Genomic DNA, 18,203 nt, shown 5'->3' on the forward strand with positions numbered 1-18,203 from the left:
TATATATTATTTTGCTAAGGTTAATGCTGTTGTTTGTTTCTCTCCATTACGATAGAACGTAATATCCATGCTGTCCCCGACTGTTTTTTCTTCATAGATGAACTTTCTAAGGTCAACTAGAGAGGAAATATCCTGGCCATCTACCTGGACGATGACGTCATACTTTTGTAAGCCAGCTTCTTGAGCAGGGGAGCCATTTTGGGTAGCGGCTACAATGACACCTTCTTGAACTTCTTTCGGAAGTTTTAGTGTATTTTGTAATTGCTGAGTAGAGATTGTAGATAGGTCTCTCGTTTGTATTCCCATATAAGGGCGAGTTACTTCGCCATATTGTTCCAAATCTTCGATGATTGGTTTAGCGGTTGCTGTTGGAATAGCAAAACCTATTCCTTCTACTTCTTGTTTTGCGATCTTCATAGAGTTAATACCAATTACTTCACCAGATAAGTTTACAAGTGCGCCGCCACTGTTACCTGGGTTGATTGCTGCATCTGTTTGAAGTACTTCCGTTTCCCAATCAGACTGTCCGTCTTGATTTAAGTCAACCGGCATCGTTCGTTCTAAGCCACTGATGATACCTTTTGTGACAGATCCTGCAAATTCCATCCCCAGTGGATTACCAATAGCTATCGCCGTTTCCCCAACTTTAAGTTCCTTGGATGAACCAAAGTCTGCTATTTCATTTATACTCGCTCCATCTATTCTTAGTACGGCAAGGTCAGAAAGCTGATCACTTCCGAGAACTTCTGCTTGTACCTTTTCACCCCCGCTTAAAATAACATCAATGGAGTTAGCACCTTCAATGACATGGTGGTTTGTGACCACATAAGCTGATTCATTTTCTTTCTTGTAAATCACTCCAGAACCTGTGCCGGCTTGGCTGTTCTCTTCTGAAAGCAGTTGAGATTGTTGATAATTCACAACACCTACTACAGCGTCTGACACGGTCTCAACAGCCTTTACAACAGAAGCATCTTCTTCAGAATTCATAGTAGATGTTTGTGTGAGGTCGAGGTTGCTTTGCTCAACAGTATTCGGGTTCGACTGTGCTTGACTCGACCCAAAGGGAAAAACGTTTGCTTTGAACAGTGCAAAAGCTCCTAATAACAACATCACGGTTACAACTAGAGCGCTTGCTGTGAATCGGAATAACCAATTAAAATAATTTCTATTTTCATTTGTACGCTTTTCGTCGGTTCTTACCATTTGTTTTTCATCCATTGTGTAAACTCCTTTCTACTTCATTGAGCTTTTTATGAAATGAGTTGTTTTTCGATGTGCAATTCTTATTCTAGGAAAAAGGTTTGGCATTCGTTTGGCATAATTGTGTAAAAAGTGTGGAATTGAATATGGAATATTTATATGTTGTCGATAAGATATGGCACAATAGTAGAAAGAACTTCTGGTGGAGGGGATGAACATGAAATCAACCATTGCGATTGTAGAAGATGATCCGCATATTCAAGAAATTGTAGAAGCATATTTACAGAAAGAAGGTTATCAAACAAAGTTGCTTGAAACGGCAGAAGCTGCGTGGGATTTATGGCGAGAGACACCACCTGATTTATGGGTGCTTGATATTATGTTACCTGGTATGAATGGGTACGAGTTTTGTAGTCGAATCAGGCAAGAATCAGATATGCCCATCATTATTATTTCAGCGAAGGACGAGGAAGTAGATAAGGTTATGGGTCTTGAGCTTGGAAGTGATGACTATTTAACAAAGCCTTTCAGTCCAAGAGAGTTAGTTGCGAGAGTAAATCGTGTACTGAAACGGTGGGAAAAGTTTCAAAATAGCTCAGAAGATGCACAACCTCAAAGTGACGATTCATCTTTGCATAATGGTGATTTAACGCTTTCTATAAAAGAACGCCGGGTGCTATGGAAAGATGAAGAGGTGGAGGTTACCTCTAAAGAGTTTAATTTACTTGAAATATTGATTTCACAAGTTAATCGGGCATTTTCTAGAGAGGAACTATTACAACGCGTATGGGGAGAAGACTACTTTGGAAGTGATCGAGCTGTCGATGACCTGGTCAAAAGATTACGAAAAAAACTACCAAATGTTCCGATTGAAACCGTTTGGGGTTATGGGTATCGATTACGTGAACGAGAGGAGGAAGCATGAAGCTACTCTATCAATTAAACGCAGCATTCACTGCTCTTCTTGTCATCATTATGTCCGTGACGGCTTTCTTCATTTATTCATTATTATTGGATATATTGATTCAAGATGAACAGAATCAACTGCAGGACAATGGCGAAATTTTACTTAACATATTATATGAGCAAGAATATGGAGCAAGGGGCGATCTCTTGTTAAGTAAAGTCATGCGGAACAACGACTTCAAGGTTCTCTTTTTTGACCCGGATCGAAATCAAGTTCTCTATTCTTCTCTTCCAGATAGTATTACAGAAGCTTGGAGTTCCCAATTCGAAAGGGAAGAACAGCACAAAGCTCTTTGGAAAACTGAAGGAGAGAACTATGTGATTTCCAAGCTACGATATAATTATCAAGGAAAGAGGTTTCTCCTTGTATTAGCAACTCCATTGGAGGAATTGCAAAGTATTCAATCGGTCTTTGCTGCCAGGATGATTACCATCTTTATCATTGGTATTTTTATAGCTGTTTTGTTTAGTTATCTATTAACAAAGCGACTAGTTACACCATTGAGTCATCTTAAACGTGAAGTGAAAAAGATTGAGAATCGCCAATTCGAGTCTATTCAACCAATTGGAGCTAGTGGGGAGATTGGTGAAGTAGAACAAAGCGTTTTAGAGATGGCCAATGAATTAGACCGATATATTCATTCACAAAAGCATTTCTTTCAAAATGCTTCTCATGAATTGAAAACACCATTAATGACGATTCAAGGTTACGCTGAGGGTGTAAGAGATGGGGTTTTTGAAGGAGATGCAGCCAATCGAAGTCTCGATGTTATCGTGAAAGAGAGCGAGCGATTAAAGAAAATTGTTAATGAAATCATTCTCCTGGCAAAGTTAGATAGTGAAGAAGGAATATACCATCCTCAAAACATGTCTATATCGAGTGTATTAAAGCAAACCAAAGAGCGAGTATTGCCACTAGCTCAAGAAAGAAATATTACATTGGATATAGAGTTAGAAGAGGACAAAACATTATACATTGATGATGAAAAAATGCTTCAAGCCATGATTAATATCGTCAGTAATGGTATTCGTCATGCCAATGAAAAGGTAATATTGAAGGGATTTACTAGCGAAGGAACGTACCATATTCAAGTAAAGGATGACGGGAATGGCGTACCAGATGACCTTTTACCTCAACTATTTCACCGGTTTGTGAAAGGCAAAGAGGGTGAAACGGGGCTTGGATTAGCCATTTCTCGAGCAATCATTGAGAGAAGTGGTGGTACTATTCAGGTGTTTAATGAGGAGAAAAGTGGAGCTGTTTTTGAAATCGAATTTTCAGATGAATAACAAAGCAAGTGAAAGTGGCATGCTCTACATGGGCATGCCAACTTTATATAGAATTAAGTGATTTTATTTTTTAACGCAAGATAAGAATTTACTATCAGCTACACAATGACTTTCTTTTCTTTGCATAAGGATTCAGTTGCGTTGCATATTCACTAATTTGATTTGTAGATTCGAAATGAACGTTTTGATTCGTTACAATTGCTATAGCAATGAATAATAAGGGCACGTGCACTAGGGTATTATTTCGGTCATGTTAACAAATCCTCGATCCCAGTCAGTTACAGAATAAAAAGAGGGTACTTTTTGATCGAAAACCTGTATAATTTGTTCTGATATAGATTTGTATTCATGGCTATAGATGGCGCCAATAAAATCATTCCCACCAATGTGGCCTGAAAAACTATCATAGGAAGTGTTACGTAATATCTCTTGGAGCAGAATGGAGGTTTCTGTGAGGTTTTCTTCTATAATATCTTTTCCAGGCAATCCAGTTAAAGGATTTGAATAACGTGCCATATAAGCTTGAATGTCAGCGAAGGTCTGTAACAAATTTTTAATACTCACAATATCGTAAAAACAAGTATCTTTTGCAATAATGACATAATCATATAAATGTTCTTGCTCTTGGTTCATAGCTAAGTAGCCTAACGTCTGTAATAGAAGTAAAATAGTCAAAAACTAATGGAGAAACATCCATAAGTCATAATCAAATTTCGCAGCAATCTTTTTATAAAATGCGTCTTTCATGACTAAACCATCTATTTGAACATTGTCACCGATAACGTCACTCTCAAGGTTTTTATCTTGTTCAAAAATCTCATTGATGTGCGTACGGATGGTGTTACGATGTACAAACGGTGCTGCTTCTGCTATTTCTCCGATATAGGTAAGCATGATAACATCCCTTCAATGAATAGGACTATTGGTTGATGTATTATCATCCCATATAACACACTGAAAAAATAAGAAGGATTTAGCTAACAATAGTTAAGATTGTGTAAATTTTCATAATGATACAATGGAATAAGAAAGACAGTAACGACACCAAATGACGAAAAAGGAGTTAGTAAAATGGCAGGACAAAATAGAAATGAGATTTCCCCTGGTCAGGAAGTAGATATCGTATTGAAACAAGATCAACGAAGCGGAAAGACTACACGTGGTAAAGTGAAAGATATATTAACGAAGTCACCCAATCATCCACATGGCATTAAAGTACGTTTACAGGATGGTCAAGTCGGGCGCGTAAAGCAAATTATTAACGAATAATGGTCGAAATAAAGGAAGGATGAATTATGAGTATTTTATCAGTTGAGAATTTATACAAAACATATGGAGAGAAAGAGCTTTTTAATCATATCTCCTTTTCTATTGGGGAGCGAGAGCGGATTGGTCTGATAGGGGTAAACGGAACAGGTAAATCAACACTATTAAAAGTTCTAGCAGGAATCGACTCTCCAGAAGAAGGGCATCTAAGTCATGCTAATCAGTTTCATATCGAGTACCTTGCTCAAGAGCCTTCCTTGGACCATTCATTAAATGTTCTTCAGCAAATATATTATGGTGATTCCCAAATTATGAGAACAATGAGGAGCTATGAGCAAGCATTACGTGAACTAGAACGGGCTCCTGAAGATACCAAACAACAAGAAAAATTATTCAAAGCTCAGCAAAAGATGGACGAATATGATGCATGGGAAGCAAATACTGTAGCGAAAACAGTGTTAACGAAGCTTGGTATATCAGATTTTGAGAAACCTGTTAGTGAACTGTCAGGTGGTCAGAAAAAACGGGTGGCTATAGCGAAGGCATTAATTCAACGTGCTGACTTACTTATTTTGGACGAGCCTACAAACCATCTAGATAATGAAACGATTGAGTGGCTGGAATCGTTCCTTGCTCAATATCAGGGCTCTCTTATCGTTGTTACACACGACCGTTATTTCTTGAATCGTGTTACGAATCGAATCTATGAACTCGATAAAGGACGATTGTTTATTTATGACGGAAACTATGAAACATTTTTAGAAAAGAAAGCGGAACGTGAAGAACAAGAACAACAATATGAACAAAAACGACAAAACATCTTAAGACGAGAACTTGCTTGGTTAAAGAGAGGACCAAAAGCAAGGGGTACCAAGCAAAAGGCGAGAAAAGATCGTGCGGAAGAACTCATGAATGAAAAGTCCCATGCTCCAGATGACCAAGTCGATATTTCCATTGGTTCTAAGCGCTTAGGAAATGATGTGTTAGAGCTTGAATCGATTTCGAAATCCTTTGAGGGCGCACCAATTATTGAAGACTTTTCCTATCTTGTTGTCCCGGGGGAACGCCTTGGCATTATTGGACCAAATGGAAGCGGAAAAACGACGTTACTGAACATTATGGCTGGAAGAATGCAGGCAGACCAAGGAACTATTGAACAAGGGCAGACCGTTAAGATTGGTTACTACACACAAGATCACCAAGAAATGGACGCATCGTTACGTGTTATTGAATATATTAAGGAAGAGGCAGAAGTGGTGTACACTGCTGAGGGGGATGAAGTCACAGCAGAGCAGATGCTCGAACGATTTATGTTTCCTCGTTATATGCAATGGAACTACATCTCAAGGCTTTCTGGCGGAGAACGCCGACGTCTCTATCTGCTTCGAGTATTGATGCAGGAGCCAAATGTTCTCTTTTTAGACGAGCCTACGAACGATTTAGATACGCAAACGTTAACGGTTCTAGAAGAATACCTTGAACACTTCCCTGGTGTAGTCGTAACCGTTTCGCACGATCGCTATTTCTTAGACAGAGTAGTGGACCACTTGGTTGCCTTTGAAGGTGATGGTAAAACACGTCGTTTTCAAGGGAACTATACAGAATATCTTGAGTTGAAAAAGCAAGAAGAAGGGGAAGCTTTAGCTGCTCAGAGGGAGAAAGCAAAGGAAGAGAAAAAAGAATCTCCAAAGCATAAGCAAAAGCGTAAAAAGTTATCCTATCGTGAACAACAAGAGTGGAATACGATTGAAGACCGAATCGAAGAACTTGAGCTACGCTATGAAGAAGTTCAAAATGAAATCACCGCAACAGGCAGTGATGCAGTAAAAGCTCAAGAACTGCTTGAAGAGCAACAAGAAATCGAATCCAAATTAGAAGACCTCATGCAACGATGGGAAGAACTATCAACTATTGTTGAAGGGGAATGAGTTGAATAAAGGTCAAGTTGAGAAGCAATCTAATTCCATTGGATTGCTTCTTTTTTGTCGGACAGTATTCCATATAAGAGGCATAATCTTGAAGACTTGAAATTGAGATAAATTTGGTAATCGCACAGAAAGAGCGATGTTTCCGTAGATTTAGTTAGAATAAAGGTGGCCGTGGAACAACTCGCGTCCTGCCGGCGAGAGTCTCCTTGTTCCACGGCCACCTTTGCTAGTATTGGGAGCAACGGAAATATTGCGAAGTTAGAGAGGTTGAGGTATTTGAATATCTTCTGACGGTCTACACCCTAGTAAGTTCTAGTATCACAATTGGTTCATAACAAAAAATGCTGTGGCAAGAAAGCTAATGAACATTTAGTTCGCTGTTTGTAAAAAATAAAGTTTTATTTGTCCGTAAGATCTAACCAAAGAGGGTTTTCACTAAAAATAAGGGCTTATATGTCCTTTCGGGAGACATACAACATTTGGCCGCGGTTCCGATAGCCATTACCCGGCTGGGGGTGAAGGGGAACTACGAGACTCCCGCGGGAGAAAGAGGTTGGTGAGACCCCGGAGGGAGCAAAGCGACTGAGAAGGCTCACCAGCTCGCCCGCAGGAAAGCGAGTTGCTTCACCGTAACCGTAACGCCCTTCCACGTTTCAAGTATCGGACCCATCACCTTTTGAATATATCTCGAACTAAAGTCTTCAAGATAATGGGGCTATTATATAAAAGAATATTTACAAATAAAAACGTCTCATCCATGTCTTACTTTCTTCTCTCAATCATATACATGTAAAGTGTGGACAAAAAGGAGGGAAGAGGCAGTGGATAAGTATGAGGAAAGCGCCCTTTTTGAACATAAGTTTTGGTTGCAGGTATTAGGGGATCACGCTAGGTTTATTAGGGATGCTTTATACCCTTCTGAAACGATTGATATTAAGCAAGCAAACGACTATATAGAATTGTTTGATGCCTACCTAAATAGAGTTAGAAATGAACATATGGATAATATGCAAACGTTCACGAACGAAGTCGGCAAACAGGTTCGAACGTTTCGTCACTTTAAGCTTTCATTATTGGAAAGTAATCTGCAGGGAGAAATAGGAGTTCATTTATCCCCAACTTTTTTCAATCATATGGTTAATGAGTTAGAGGAATATTTGTTAGTCATTGCCTACTTAGGGAAAGGTGAAATACCCCCTATTTTTCACGAACTACATCATCATATGCTTTGGTTGTTAGATGCAAGTGGCCATGCTGGAGCGATTCATGATCAGTTAGATGGCGTGGAAAAACGGTTGAGAAACAGAAGTGAAGAATTTACCAAGCACTTTAATCAATTTTATATGAAAGCAGTTGAGTTAACAGGGTATTTACGGACGAATCTAGAGAATTTCCCCGCACTAAACAAATTCAACGATGATGTCGAAGTGGAAATGTATTTATTTAAAACGTTTTTGAATGAGTTAGAGGAGCTGGAGCTTTCAGAAACCTTACTGGGAACTTTTTCAGGACTAATGGCAGATCATATGGTTCGAGAAGAGTGCTATTACTTATATAAAATAGCGGAGTCAACACAAAGTGAATATCCTTCTTGTGATCCTACAAAGCCTAGAACAGAAGATCCTTATTAAGCAACCAGTATTGGTTGCTTTTATTTTGGCCGAAAAACAGTGATAATGGCGGTTTCCAATGTGTTGGAGCAGACACATTACTGTCCCCTTGCAATCAGTGTTTACTTTTTATAAAGTTTTCTTAAGTACCATATATTACAAGTCCTCTCTTTGTATGTAATACCCCCTTTTTATCACAAATTAGATTGTAGGTATTTTTACAAATTCGGAGGAATGATTTATGAAAGAGAAAAAGTGGGACTTATTTGCATTAGCTTCTATTCCTCTATTGATGACGCTTGGGAATTCAATGCTTATCCCTGTTCTTCCCATCATGGAAAAGGAAATTGAAATTACCTCTTTTCAATCTAGTTTGATTATTACGATCTACTCCATTATAGCCATACCTCTTATACCAATATCAGGGTACTTATCTGATAAGTGGGGGCGTAAAAAAGTCATTATTCCCTGTTTAATCATTGTGGGGATTGGCGGAGCTCTAGCTGCTTTTGCTGCTTGGAAGGTGGAAAATCCACTAATGCTCATTCTTATTGGGAGGTTCATTCAAGGTGTTGGTGCATCAGGTGCCTTCCCAGTGGTGATTCCAACAGTTGGGGATATGTTTAAAGAAGAAGAGGAGGTAAGTAAAGGATTAGGCATTATTGAAACAGCTAATACGTTTGGCAAGGTATTAAGCCCGGTTCTTGGTGCTTTGTTAGCTGTCATTCTTTGGTTTATACCTTTTGTAGCGATTCCTGTGCTAGCTCTTATTGCCATTTTATTAGTTATGATATTGGTGAAAGTTCCTAAAGAAGAACAACAGGAAGAAACACATACATTCAAGGAATTCCTGCATATGATTAAAGATTTATTTAAAAAGAATAGTCATTGGCTTTCCGCTATTTTCATCTCTGGTGGAATCTTCATGTTTGTTCTGTTTGGTTTCTTGTTCCATTTTTCAAATTTATTGGAGGATGAGTATAAGAAATTTGGATATATAAAAGGGTTATTATTAGCTGTGCCGTTACTGTTTCTATGTGCTGCATCTTATATAGCTGGGAGTAAAGTGGGCCAGAATAAAAAAGCCATGAAAAATCTTATTCTTATTGGTCATGCAATTGCATCCATTGCACTTATTTTTGTGCAAGGAGAGCTACTGATTCGATATTTATTATTGTTATCTATTGCGGGGGTAGGGATAGGCTTAGCATTACCTTGCTTAGATGCTTATATAACGGAAGGAACTCCTAAAGAAGAAAGAGGAACGATTACATCATTATATAGTAGTATGAGGTTCGTTGGAGTCGCAGCAGGTCCTCCAGTGATTGCGGTGATGATGAAGAGTACTCCAACATGGATCTATTACCTATTTGCTATTCTTTGCTTAATTGGCTTCTTTATAAATTGGTGGGCCATTAAACCTGATGAGCAAGATGGGTGAGTAACGAAAAGACTAGGAACAGTGCTCATCCACTGTGGACTTATCTAGACATAGATAAACTACATCTTATATTCGCTGAAAAATAAAAAAAGGTGATCCTCATGATCACCTTTACTTTGTTTTAATTTCTTGAGCCATTTCTTTAAGTGTTTTTCGTTTTTGGGTGAAATAGTAACCTAAAGCTAGTGCTCCATATAATCCATTAAGGTCACTACGATCAGCTGTCTCTCTTCCTTCTTTTGTATCTTTTTTCATTGAGTTAGTAGCATCAGCTAAGGAAGAGGATAGTTTTCGTGAGGATTCCCCTATATCACCTACAATATAGAAAAGAGGGCTTAAGGCTGCAATCTTCTTATTTACGTCAGCAAGCGTGTCGTTACTATTATGAATGAGCTGACCTGTTTCTTTCATAACTTCATCTAGTTGATTTGGTAACTTCTCAACTGTTTGGTCGACTCCTTTTAAGACACTAGATAAACGATTCAGTGTCCGTGATAGAAAAATGGCTAGGATGACAAAGGCGATACCGATAAGTAATACTCCGATTCCTACGAAGTCCATATGAATTCCTCACTTTCCTAAGTGTAATTAGCTTGTCTTCTTATTAGAATAGGTGCTATATAAATTCATAGCTGCGTCACTCCAGCGAATGATGTTTGTTAATTGGTCGGTTTGTTTGGAAGATTGCATCGAAAAGTGAGCAGCTCCTCTACTTAATGCATCGTTGATATTATGTAATGACTCTCCAACGTTATGTAAGGAGTCAAACACGCCATCTGTTGAATCTACTTTGTGTTGAATATCTTCTGTGAGGCTATTGGTTTTATGTACAAGTTGTTCTGATTCATGGGATATCTCCTGCATCTTCGTCTCTAACTCTGACACAGTGTGGTCCAGACTTTGGATGGTTGAACTCACTCCATTGAGTGTTTTCACAATAAAAAAGGTTAGGTAAGCAAAAGCTAACGCCACTAATAATGCACTAATATAAATAAGTTCCATTTTACATAGACACCTCCTAAGAAATAATTTACCCCTTTTTTGATGAGCAAAACACCACGATTTACAATTATTTAAACATATTCTATTGTTTTTTAGATTACACCTGTACAAGTAAAGGGTAAGAGGGGGAAAAGGATACATTTTATAAAGGGGGTAATTTCGGTGCCTAAATGGAAAGGATTCATGAAAGAATTAGGGACAGAGTTTCAAAAAGATAACGTACCTTTACTGGCGGCAGCACAGGCTTATTACTATCTACTTGCTATTGTACCAATGTTGATTTTAATATTATCTTTGGTACCATACTTAAATATTGATCCAAATGCGGCAGTTAAATTTATTAGTAACTCACTACCTGATGGAACAGCTTCTGTATTCCGTGAAAATATTATTAGCATTGTCACACAGCCAAAAGGTGGGTTGCTGACAATCGGGATATTAGGAACAATATGGTCAGCATCCAGTGGGATGACAGCTTTTATACAAGCTTCCAATCAAGCTTATGACGTTAAAGAAGACCGTTCGTTTGTCAAGGTGAAGCTATTATCTATATTCTTAACATTTGGAATGATTCTAGCGCTCGCTGTTGCATTACTTTTACCTGTATTTGGGGAAGTGATTTTCAACTTTGTTCAGTCTTTTGTTTCGTTACCTGGTGAAATAATGGTGTTATTGCAATTAGCTAGATGGCTGATTAGTATCATTGTCATGAGTGGAGTACTTCTGCTGTTATATCGTTTTGCACCCAATAAGAAGCTTCCTTTTTCAGGGATTTTACCTGGGGCGATTTTGACTACGGTTCTATGGCTAATCATTTCTTTTGCGTTCTCTTTTTATGTGAGCAATTTCGGAAATTATTCAGCTACGTACGGAAGTTTAGGTGGCATTATTATATTAATGATTTGGTTCTTCTTAACAGGTCTTATCTTGATGGTGGGGGCAGAGATTAATTACATCTTAAATCGACAAAAACACTCAACGGGTTCATGAGTTACAAGTAAAGAAAAAGTTGTGGATGGAAAGCGAGATTTAGTTACATTGAAAGACAAAAGAAAGACCTTGGAGTAAATCCAGGGTCTTTCATTCTTGTATAGCATTCTATAGTTTGCTTGTTTGTATATCACTTTATAAGTTATACAGGACACATCCAGCTTCTATCCCGGAGGGTTTTTGATCTTATAACAAAAAATCTTTAATCTGCTTAGTAGCTTTAACCGGATCGTCACTTTTACTAATGGCTGAGAGAGACACCATTAGCGCCTGCACGTATAACCGATTCGGCATTTTGCTCATCGATGCCACCAATTCCTACCATAGGGATGGAGAGGTTAGCATCGCGCATAGAGTGAATCGTTTCAATCCCAGAGGTTTTTTTGGGCTAGTAGAAAAAATGAGGCCAACGCCGACATAATCAATGTGTTCGATGTTAGCCATTATCCCCTCTTCTAATGTGTGTACTGATAACCCAATATAGTTTCCCACAAAATTATCCACAACGGTTCTTTTGCTTTTCCAGTTAATGACCCTACACCTTTCTCCCCGGTACTGGAAGCACGTAACTCCACCACGAATTGCCTCTTGAAGGGCGGAAATAGGGTCATACTTACAATCTTGGCTCTCCAAAATAAAATACATTGTCAGCATATCTTTTATCTTACTCATCTGTTGCACTCCTAGATTCAATGTGTTCCAGATCATCAATAGCGGCTTCATCAATCGAAGCCAATGAATCTAAAAAATGTCCCTTAAACGAGCCCGGTCCATCATTTGTCCACAGCTGCTCACGCGGTAAAAGCTGCAACTGCTTTTTCCACAGATGCTCTTTCTAAGGAAAGAAAAGCTGTAAGAACAGAACCTAATAAACATCCTGTACCTGTAATACTTGATAATACGGAGGTTCCGTTGTGGTTTAGGTTGTTTCGTTACCATCGGAGATCACATCTGTTTTTCCAGTTAGGACAATAAGTGTTTGGAATCTGTTACCTGCCTGTTTGGAATGGATTGGAAAATAGGTTCTGCTTCTTGTCGCAGATAATCAGAAAAATTCATAGGTGCAATAGTATTTGGAAGCACTAGAGGGCGTAGAATGCGAGGGAGTAGATTGGCAGATATACATAAAAAAATCGCTCCGGAACTGGAGCGGTTTGGGGTTAATGTGTCATCAAAGTTTACACGTATATACATAACGCCTACGTGAGCGCTACAGCCACCGACTCCACTTCCCTTCGCTGGTACTAACTAGAACCGTATTTCAGCCTCTTGAAGAGGCGCCACTAGTGGACTTCCTATATTTACTAATAAGGTAACACAACCACAAGATTTCTTAACAGTAAACGAATACATCTGAAGACAGATATGTATCAATCTAACCAGCCCGTTATGAAAGTATGATAGGATAAAAGTAAAAGGAAAGGGAGTGTTAGGGTGGATGTGTCAAAGGAATATGCTGAAGAGCTAGATCGACAGGATGACTTAGCGCATTTCCGAGACGAATTCTATATTCAACCAGGTACCATTTATATGGATGGGAATTCCCTTGGTTTATTATCAAAGCGAGCAGAACAAACGCTAATGGAGGTGCTAGATTCTTGGAAGCATTTTGGCATTAATGGATGGATGCAAGGTGATCATCCGTGGTATTATCTTTCCGAAAATCTTGGCAAGATGAGTGCGCCTTTAGTTGGTGGGAAACCTGAAGAAGTTATTGTAAGCGGTTCCACAACAACGAACCTTCATCAACTCGTATCAACCTTCTATCAACCTATTGGTACAAAAACAAAAATTTTAGCTGATGAGCTTAATTTTCCTTCTGATATTTACGCATTGCAAAGCCAACTTCGGTTACAAGGATTTGATCCTAATGAACATCTTGTGCAAGTCCAAACAAGAGACGGGAGAGAAATCAGCGAAGAGGATATTATTGAAGCGATGGCAGAAGATGTAGCCCTTATTGTGCTTCCAACGGTTCTGTATCGAAGTGGACAGTTATTGGATATTGCTAGATTAACAGAGGAAGCACATAGTCGGGGGATTGTTATAGGATTTGATGGTTGTCACTCTGTTGGAGCCATACCTCACAAATTTCACGAATGGGGAGTGGATTTTGCTTATTGGTGCAATTATAAATACTTAAATAATGGTCCGGGTGGTGTCGCGGCCTTGTTTGTGCATGAAGACCACTTTGGTAAAACGCCTGGTCTTGCTGGTTGGTTTGGATCCGATAAGGAAAAACAATTTGATATGAGTCATACGTTTAATCCAGCCGGCACAGCTGGTGCATATCAGATTGGTACTCCTCATGTGCTTAGCATTGCTCCCCTTATCGGTTCTCTTCAACTTTTTGAAGAGGCGTCCATTGAACGAGTGCGTAATAAATCATTACGTGCTACGCAGTATATGATGGATTTAATAGAGCATGAACTAAAGCCATATGGATTTGTGATAGGGAATCCAACAGAAGATCACAGGCGTGGGGGTCATGTATGTTTAGAGCATCCGGAAGCAGCGCGGATATGTAAAACCTTAAAAGAACACGGGGTTGTACCTGATTTTCGCGCTCCAAATGTCATTAGGCTGGCTCCTGTGGCCTTGTATAATACATTTGTAGAGGTATGGGAAACGATTCAAATCCTTACACGGATTATGGACGAAGCACTTTATGAAAAACATCCGAATGAACGAGATATTATTGCTTAATGGAGGGGAATAGGCATGTCGATCATTGATATTTCCAGAAGATTGGAGCAAGGGACCCCTACATGGCCAGGGGATACCCCTTTCTCTTATTCAGTCAGTTGGTCAAAAGAAGAAAGTGGTTCTGTGAATGTTGGCAAGCTAGAAATGAGTATCCATACTGGCACGCATGTAGATGCACCATTTCATTTCATGAATAATGGCGAACGTATCTATGATCTTGATCCCGAATTATATGTTGGCCCAGCGCTTTTGATTGATGTGATCAATCTCTCGAGTATAGCAGCCAAAGATATTGAACAAATCGACTTAACAAACGTTAGGCGCATCCTTTTTAAAACTAACTCATGGACAGATTATACGACGTTTCCAGAAGAGGTTACATACATAGAAGCGGATGTAGCCCCATACTTAGCCAAACACAATATAAAACTAATTGGCGTTGATGTTCCATCGGTCGATCCATTAGACAGTAAAGAATTACAGGCTCACCACGCATTACATACTAATCATATTCATATTTTAGAAGGGCTAGCTCTTCACGGCGTAACAGCTGGATGGTATGAGCTCATGGCGCTACCATTACCTATTGTCGAAGGGGATGGGAGTCCAGTTCGAGCTGTTTTGCGATCATATCAAGCGTGAAAGGTGGAATGACACAATGAATTATTATAAGAAAGAAAACAAAACGGATTATGAAACATATATACAAACAGAGGAATTGTTAACGCTGCAAAAACCGGAACAAGACTTAAGCTGTCAGGATGAATTGACCTTTCAAACCATACACCAAATTGCTGAACTGCATTTTAAATTAATGATTCAATACATGCATATAGCTCACAATCATATGACAAATGGTGAGGTGGAGGCGGCAACAGAACAAATCAGACGAGTGAATATGCATTTAGATCATTTACCCAATGTGTTTGATATGGTGAAGGTTATTAGTCCTAACGATTATCATACAATCCGCCTTGCTCTGGGGCAAGGAAGTGGTCAGGATTCCCCAGGGTTTAATGAGGTGTTACGTTTAGGTCCAACATTATGGGAACCATTTGAACGGATTCTACAAAAAAACAATCTAACACCACTAGCAATCCAACAACAACCTGAATCTTATCCTAGACTGTTTCACCTCATGCAAGCCTTAATTCGTTTTGATGAAAACTTCCAATCCTTCCGACACCAGCATCTTCAGCTTGTCCGCCGTATGATTGGTCTTCATACAAACAGCTTAAAGGGGATACCAGCTCAGATGCTAGAAAAAGGCGTGAAATATGAGTTCTTCCCTAAACTATGGGAAAGTATATGTGAGTTAACGGATTGGACGGGGTCAAGCTATAATACCAAACCTCTTGATAAAAATTAAATGTTGAAAGCGGTTGATTTATAGAATCCCACATACTACGGGCAGAATTGGGTATACTACCTGCATGAGTTGCTTGAAAATAGGAGGCTAAAATATGGAAAAGAAACCTTGTATTGACTCACTTGTAGTAAAAAATTCCCACGTACTCCCAACAGACACAAATAATCATGGCACCCTATTTGGAGGTCAGCTCATGGCGTACATTGATGATGTAGCAGCCATTGCAGCAACCCGTCATGCTCGTGCAACAGTCGTAACAGCATCTACGGATTCTGTCGACTTTTTATACCCAGTAAATGCAGGGGATGCAATATGTCTTGAAGCATTTGTGACCTGGACTCGTAATACATCAATGGAAGTGTTTGTGAAGGCAGTTAAAGAAGAACTATTAACTGGAAAACGTGCTGTATGCGCAACAGCATTCATTACAATGGTTGCTGTTGATGACAACAACACGCCACAAGAGGTACCAACTGCATATCCAGAAACGGACGAAGAAAACTGGCTTCACTCTGGAGCTGCAGCGAGAGCCCAACACAGAAAAGAACGCCGAGGTGTTTCAAAAGAATTTGCCAACCGCTTTGGTACAGATTTCCCTTGGAAACGAGACTAACCAACATATACCAACTTTAAGATCCTGTTGCTTATAGAAGCAGCAGGATTTTTTAATGTACACCAGGAAATTTTATAAAATCCAATCCTTGTGTATAACTGAAAAAGTGTGAGCAGCAGTTTGTACGTCGCTAAGCTGGCGCTTTTGTTCGTGAAAAAATGGAGGAATATGGATGTTTCTGTCGAAGTAAATAAAATCAGATTGAATCAGGGAAGGTGGGAGAAGATGACTGTTTTTACGTATAATAGTCCACTTGAATACGAAAGTAGAGTACAATCTTTTTTATTAGAGAATGAAGCTATGCATAACCTCCCTTTAGGGATAATCCAACGCATGAAAACAGATATGGGGCGATTTGAAAAGGAGCCAGTACTTGGCTACTTAGATCACCTTGGGGAAATTAAGACGGTTCTTATGCGAACTCCACCACATATGTGGATCTTAGCTTCACATATTGAGTTATCAGATCAAGATATTAATATCCTTGTACACTTTTTCAAAGACAATCATCACCCAGTTCCCGGGATGATTGGAGCATCAGATAATGTCACACGGTTTGCGGAAGCATGGAAGAAGGCAGTTGGTGTGGAGTATGAAGTACATATGAAGCAAAAAGTGTTTCAACTCGATGAAGTACTCACACACCAAAAAAGTCCAGGTCACTTAATAAAAGCAACGGAAGACCATGCTGCTTTAGCCCGTGAATGGATGCATGCTTTTGGTCAGGAAGCTAATGTGGTTCATTCCGAAGATGAACTAAATGAGGTAGTAGAGAGGTTATTGAATGAACAAACACTCCGACTATGGGTGGTGGACGGTGAACCGGTATCAATGGTGAACCAATCTAGAAACACACCTAATGGTACTACCGTTAGCGCCGTATATACACCTGATGCACATAAACGAAAAGGCTACGCAACTTCCGCTGTAGCCGCACTATCACAAGAGTTATTGGGTGAAGGATATCAATTCTGTTGTTTGTATACAGACTTATCAAATCCTACGTCTAATGGCATTTATCAAAAGATTGGTTATAAACCGGTCGGAAACTCCATGGTTGTGAATTTCATCTAGAGGCTGTCTGGTAGAATTTCCTTCAGATTTTTTGTCTGGAGGATTTTTGTTATGTAAAATTTTCTAAATACGTGTGCTAGGTGTTGGAATAAAAGGGTATAGAAAGAAAAAAGGTAAGGGAGACATGGAAAAGGAATAGGGAGGAATGGTCGTGCAGAAGCGTTATCTAGCTATGTTCATGATGGTGTTAACTGGAATAGTAGTATTACTCCCTAAAGGCTCTTTATTCTATTATATCCTTTTAGCTTTCGTTGTTTTTGGGGGTAGTCCAATAGCTGTATATCAGTTTATGGAGAAGCAACCTGATCTTATCCGTTATTGGACAAAGCGAATGGTAAAGGTGATCTCGCGGCCCTGGATGTCTTTGTTTTTTTACTTATGCTTGTTCATTCAAGAAACCTTAGAACATAATATTTTTTTAGACGTTGGACTATTTTGGGCAGTTGCACTTACTTCTAACTGTTTATGGGCACCTGTGCTAAGCGCACACCGCTGTGTACCTATCATGTCATACGGAAAGAAAATGATCTATCTATTACTGCATTGTACGTTCCTTTTTGCATGGTTTACTGGAAATGTTGTTTACAATAATGGTGGAATACCTGAGCAGATTTTCTTTTTAACGGGTATGGGGACGTTTCTATTAGTATTGTATCTTGTTATTAAAGCATGGAGAAGGGAGGAGGAAGAAGTAGATAGCCCTACAGTAAAAGGATATATTCATCCCTTGCGTTAAGCAGGCTAG

At 39.2% G+C, this 18,203-nt stretch carries 20 protein-coding genes and 1 pseudogene; 13 read left to right on the top strand and 8 right to left on the bottom strand.

Annotated features, from left to right (window positions below; translation table 11 throughout):
* Positions 1-6 precede the first annotated feature (6 nt).
* The gene (locus GLW08_RS13790; RefSeq protein ID WP_237458450.1) at positions 7-1,221 is read right to left on the bottom strand and encodes a S1C family serine protease; all 1,215 of its coding nucleotides are present in this window, start codon (positions 1,219-1,221) and stop codon (positions 7-9) included.
* Positions 1,222-1,420: 199 nt separating this feature from the next.
* Between GLW08_RS13790 and GLW08_RS13795 the strand changes: the two genes are divergently transcribed.
* Both GLW08_RS13795 and GLW08_RS13800 read left to right on the top strand, forming a co-directional pair.
* On the top strand, positions 1,421-2,128 hold the full coding sequence (locus tag GLW08_RS13795; protein WP_160849223.1) for a response regulator transcription factor: 708 nt from the start codon (positions 1,421-1,423) through the stop codon (positions 2,126-2,128).
* Entirely contained in the window at positions 2,125-3,459 is a 1,335-nt protein-coding gene (locus tag GLW08_RS13800; protein WP_160849224.1) for a sensor histidine kinase, read from the top strand. Before GLW08_RS13795 ends, GLW08_RS13800 begins: the two co-directional genes overlap by 4 nt.
* A 231-nt stretch (positions 3,460-3,690) precedes the next feature.
* Here GLW08_RS13800 and GLW08_RS13805 read toward each other — a convergent pair whose 3' ends face one another.
* A complete protein-coding gene (locus GLW08_RS13805) occupies positions 3,691-4,092 on the bottom strand; it encodes a hypothetical protein (RefSeq protein WP_160849225.1) in 402 nt (133 codons plus the stop codon).
* Between the two features lie 45 nt (positions 4,093-4,137).
* A complete protein-coding gene (locus GLW08_RS13810; protein WP_160849226.1) occupies positions 4,138-4,353 on the bottom strand; it encodes a hypothetical protein in 216 nt (71 codons plus the stop codon).
* Positions 4,354-4,530: 177 nt separating this feature from the next.
* Here GLW08_RS13810 and GLW08_RS13815 point away from each other — a divergent pair, with 177 nt between their 5' ends.
* From GLW08_RS13815 to GLW08_RS13830, 4 genes are all read left to right on the top strand, one after another.
* On the top strand, positions 4,531-4,728 hold the full coding sequence (locus GLW08_RS13815) for a YwbE family protein (RefSeq protein ID WP_160849227.1): 198 nt from the start codon (positions 4,531-4,533) through the stop codon (positions 4,726-4,728).
* Positions 4,729-4,754: 26 nt separating this feature from the next.
* On the top strand, positions 4,755-6,653 hold the full coding sequence (locus tag GLW08_RS13820) for an ABC-F family ATP-binding cassette domain-containing protein (protein WP_160849228.1): 1,899 nt from the start codon (positions 4,755-4,757) through the stop codon (positions 6,651-6,653).
* Between the two features lie 821 nt (positions 6,654-7,474).
* Positions 7,475-8,284: a DUF2935 domain-containing protein gene (locus tag GLW08_RS13825; RefSeq protein WP_160849229.1), complete on the top strand. Its 810-nt coding sequence runs from the start codon at positions 7,475-7,477 to the stop codon at positions 8,282-8,284.
* A 220-nt stretch (positions 8,285-8,504) separates the two neighbouring features.
* Entirely contained in the window at positions 8,505-9,704 is a 1,200-nt protein-coding gene (locus GLW08_RS13830) for an MFS transporter (protein WP_160849230.1), read from the top strand.
* Positions 9,705-9,815: 111 nt separating this feature from the next.
* Here the strand turns inward: GLW08_RS13830 and GLW08_RS13835 are convergent, their stop codons facing one another.
* Together GLW08_RS13835 and GLW08_RS13840 are read right to left on the bottom strand one after the other, a co-directional pair.
* A complete protein-coding gene (locus GLW08_RS13835) occupies positions 9,816-10,265 on the bottom strand; it encodes a DUF948 domain-containing protein (protein ID WP_160849231.1) in 450 nt (149 codons plus the stop codon).
* A gap of 27 nt (positions 10,266-10,292) precedes the next feature.
* On the bottom strand, positions 10,293-10,706 hold the full coding sequence (locus GLW08_RS13840; RefSeq protein ID WP_160849232.1) for a DUF948 domain-containing protein: 414 nt from the start codon (positions 10,704-10,706) through the stop codon (positions 10,293-10,295).
* Between the two features lie 162 nt (positions 10,707-10,868).
* Here GLW08_RS13840 and GLW08_RS13845 point away from each other — a divergent pair, with 162 nt between their 5' ends.
* Positions 10,869-11,696: a YhjD/YihY/BrkB family envelope integrity protein gene (locus GLW08_RS13845; RefSeq protein ID WP_160849233.1), complete on the top strand. Its 828-nt coding sequence runs from the start codon at positions 10,869-10,871 to the stop codon at positions 11,694-11,696.
* A 241-nt stretch (positions 11,697-11,937) separates the two neighbouring features.
* On the opposite strand, the gene GLW08_RS22435 is transcribed toward GLW08_RS13845, so the two are convergent.
* The 3 genes and pseudogenes from GLW08_RS22435 to GLW08_RS22440 form a co-directional block, all read right to left on the bottom strand.
* Entirely contained in the window at positions 11,938-12,048 is a 111-nt protein-coding gene (locus tag GLW08_RS22435) for a thiamine phosphate synthase (RefSeq protein WP_160849234.1), read from the bottom strand.
* Positions 12,015-12,368, bottom strand: coding sequence for a thiamine phosphate synthase (locus tag GLW08_RS13855; protein WP_160849235.1), 354 nt, complete (start codon positions 12,366-12,368; stop codon positions 12,015-12,017). Before GLW08_RS13855 ends, GLW08_RS22435 begins: the two co-directional genes overlap by 34 nt.
* 119 nt (positions 12,369-12,487) lie before the next feature.
* Positions 12,488-12,601, bottom strand: a pseudogene (locus GLW08_RS22440) (hypothetical protein); the annotation flags it as partial.
* Between the two features lie 529 nt (positions 12,602-13,130).
* On the opposite strand from GLW08_RS22440, the gene kynU reads away from it, so the two are divergent.
* The 6 genes from kynU to GLW08_RS13890 all read left to right on the top strand — a co-directional run bounded on the left by kynU (position 13,131) and on the right by GLW08_RS13890 (position 18,194).
* Positions 13,131-14,402: a kynureninase gene (gene kynU / locus GLW08_RS13865; RefSeq protein WP_160849236.1), complete on the top strand. Its 1,272-nt coding sequence runs from the start codon at positions 13,131-13,133 to the stop codon at positions 14,400-14,402.
* 15 nt (positions 14,403-14,417) lie between these two features.
* Positions 14,418-15,044, top strand: coding sequence for an arylformamidase (gene kynB, locus GLW08_RS13870; protein ID WP_160849237.1), 627 nt, complete (start codon positions 14,418-14,420; stop codon positions 15,042-15,044).
* Between the two features lie 16 nt (positions 15,045-15,060).
* Positions 15,061-15,771 carry a tryptophan 2,3-dioxygenase family protein gene (locus tag GLW08_RS13875; protein ID WP_160849238.1) on the top strand — a complete coding sequence of 237 codons (711 nt, stop codon included), beginning with the start codon at positions 15,061-15,063 and terminating at the stop codon, positions 15,769-15,771.
* A 94-nt stretch (positions 15,772-15,865) separates the two neighbouring features.
* Positions 15,866-16,384, top strand: coding sequence for an acyl-CoA thioesterase (locus GLW08_RS13880; protein WP_160849239.1), 519 nt, complete (start codon positions 15,866-15,868; stop codon positions 16,382-16,384).
* A gap of 225 nt (positions 16,385-16,609) precedes the next feature.
* On the top strand, positions 16,610-17,458 hold the full coding sequence (locus GLW08_RS13885) for a GNAT family N-acetyltransferase (protein ID WP_160849240.1): 849 nt from the start codon (positions 16,610-16,612) through the stop codon (positions 17,456-17,458).
* A gap of 151 nt (positions 17,459-17,609) precedes the next feature.
* Positions 17,610-18,194 (top strand): hypothetical protein, encoded by a 585-nt coding sequence (locus GLW08_RS13890; protein WP_160849241.1) that lies wholly within the window; start codon positions 17,610-17,612, stop codon positions 18,192-18,194.
* Positions 18,195-18,203 lie beyond the last annotated feature (9 nt).

The sequence above is a fragment of the Pontibacillus yanchengensis genome, from assembly GCF_009856295.1.
Lineage (GTDB): Bacteria > Bacillota > Bacilli > Bacillales > BH030062 > Pontibacillus > Pontibacillus yanchengensis_A.

What these genes read in the sequence shown, in the direction of transcription:
- GLW08_RS13790 (WP_237458450.1), bottom strand. Translation starts at nt 1,221, where the DNA reads ATGGATGAAAAACAAATGGTAAGAACCGACGAAAAGCGTACAAATGAA.
- GLW08_RS13885 (WP_160849240.1), top strand. Translation starts at nt 16,610, where the DNA reads ATGACTGTTTTTACGTATAATAGTCCACTTGAATACGAAAGTAGAGTA.
- GLW08_RS13820 (WP_160849228.1), top strand. Translation starts at nt 4,755, where the DNA reads ATGAGTATTTTATCAGTTGAGAATTTATACAAAACATATGGAGAGAAA.
- GLW08_RS13880 (WP_160849239.1), top strand. Translation starts at nt 15,866, where the DNA reads ATGGAAAAGAAACCTTGTATTGACTCACTTGTAGTAAAAAATTCCCAC.
- GLW08_RS13855 (WP_160849235.1), bottom strand. Translation starts at nt 12,368, where the DNA reads ATGAGTAAGATAAAAGATATGCTGACAATGTATTTTATTTTGGAGAGC.
- GLW08_RS13835 (WP_160849231.1), bottom strand. Translation starts at nt 10,265, where the DNA reads ATGGACTTCGTAGGAATCGGAGTATTACTTATCGGTATCGCCTTTGTC.
- GLW08_RS13800 (WP_160849224.1), top strand. Translation starts at nt 2,125, where the DNA reads ATGAAGCTACTCTATCAATTAAACGCAGCATTCACTGCTCTTCTTGTC.
- GLW08_RS13840 (WP_160849232.1), bottom strand. Translation starts at nt 10,706, where the DNA reads ATGGAACTTATTTATATTAGTGCATTATTAGTGGCGTTAGCTTTTGCT.
- GLW08_RS22435 (WP_160849234.1), bottom strand. Translation starts at nt 12,048, where the DNA reads ATGCGCGATGCTAACCTCTCCATCCCTATGGTAGGAATTGGTGGCATC.
- GLW08_RS13805 (WP_160849225.1), bottom strand. Translation starts at nt 4,092, where the DNA reads ATGAACCAAGAGCAAGAACATTTATATGATTATGTCATTATTGCAAAA.
- GLW08_RS13795 (WP_160849223.1), top strand. Translation starts at nt 1,421, where the DNA reads ATGAAATCAACCATTGCGATTGTAGAAGATGATCCGCATATTCAAGAA.
- GLW08_RS13830 (WP_160849230.1), top strand. Translation starts at nt 8,505, where the DNA reads ATGAAAGAGAAAAAGTGGGACTTATTTGCATTAGCTTCTATTCCTCTA.
- GLW08_RS13815 (WP_160849227.1), top strand. Translation starts at nt 4,531, where the DNA reads ATGGCAGGACAAAATAGAAATGAGATTTCCCCTGGTCAGGAAGTAGAT.
- kynB (WP_160849237.1), top strand. Translation starts at nt 14,418, where the DNA reads ATGTCGATCATTGATATTTCCAGAAGATTGGAGCAAGGGACCCCTACA.
- GLW08_RS13875 (WP_160849238.1), top strand. Translation starts at nt 15,061, where the DNA reads ATGAATTATTATAAGAAAGAAAACAAAACGGATTATGAAACATATATA.
- GLW08_RS13810 (WP_160849226.1), bottom strand. Translation starts at nt 4,353, where the DNA reads ATGCTTACCTATATCGGAGAAATAGCAGAAGCAGCACCGTTTGTACAT.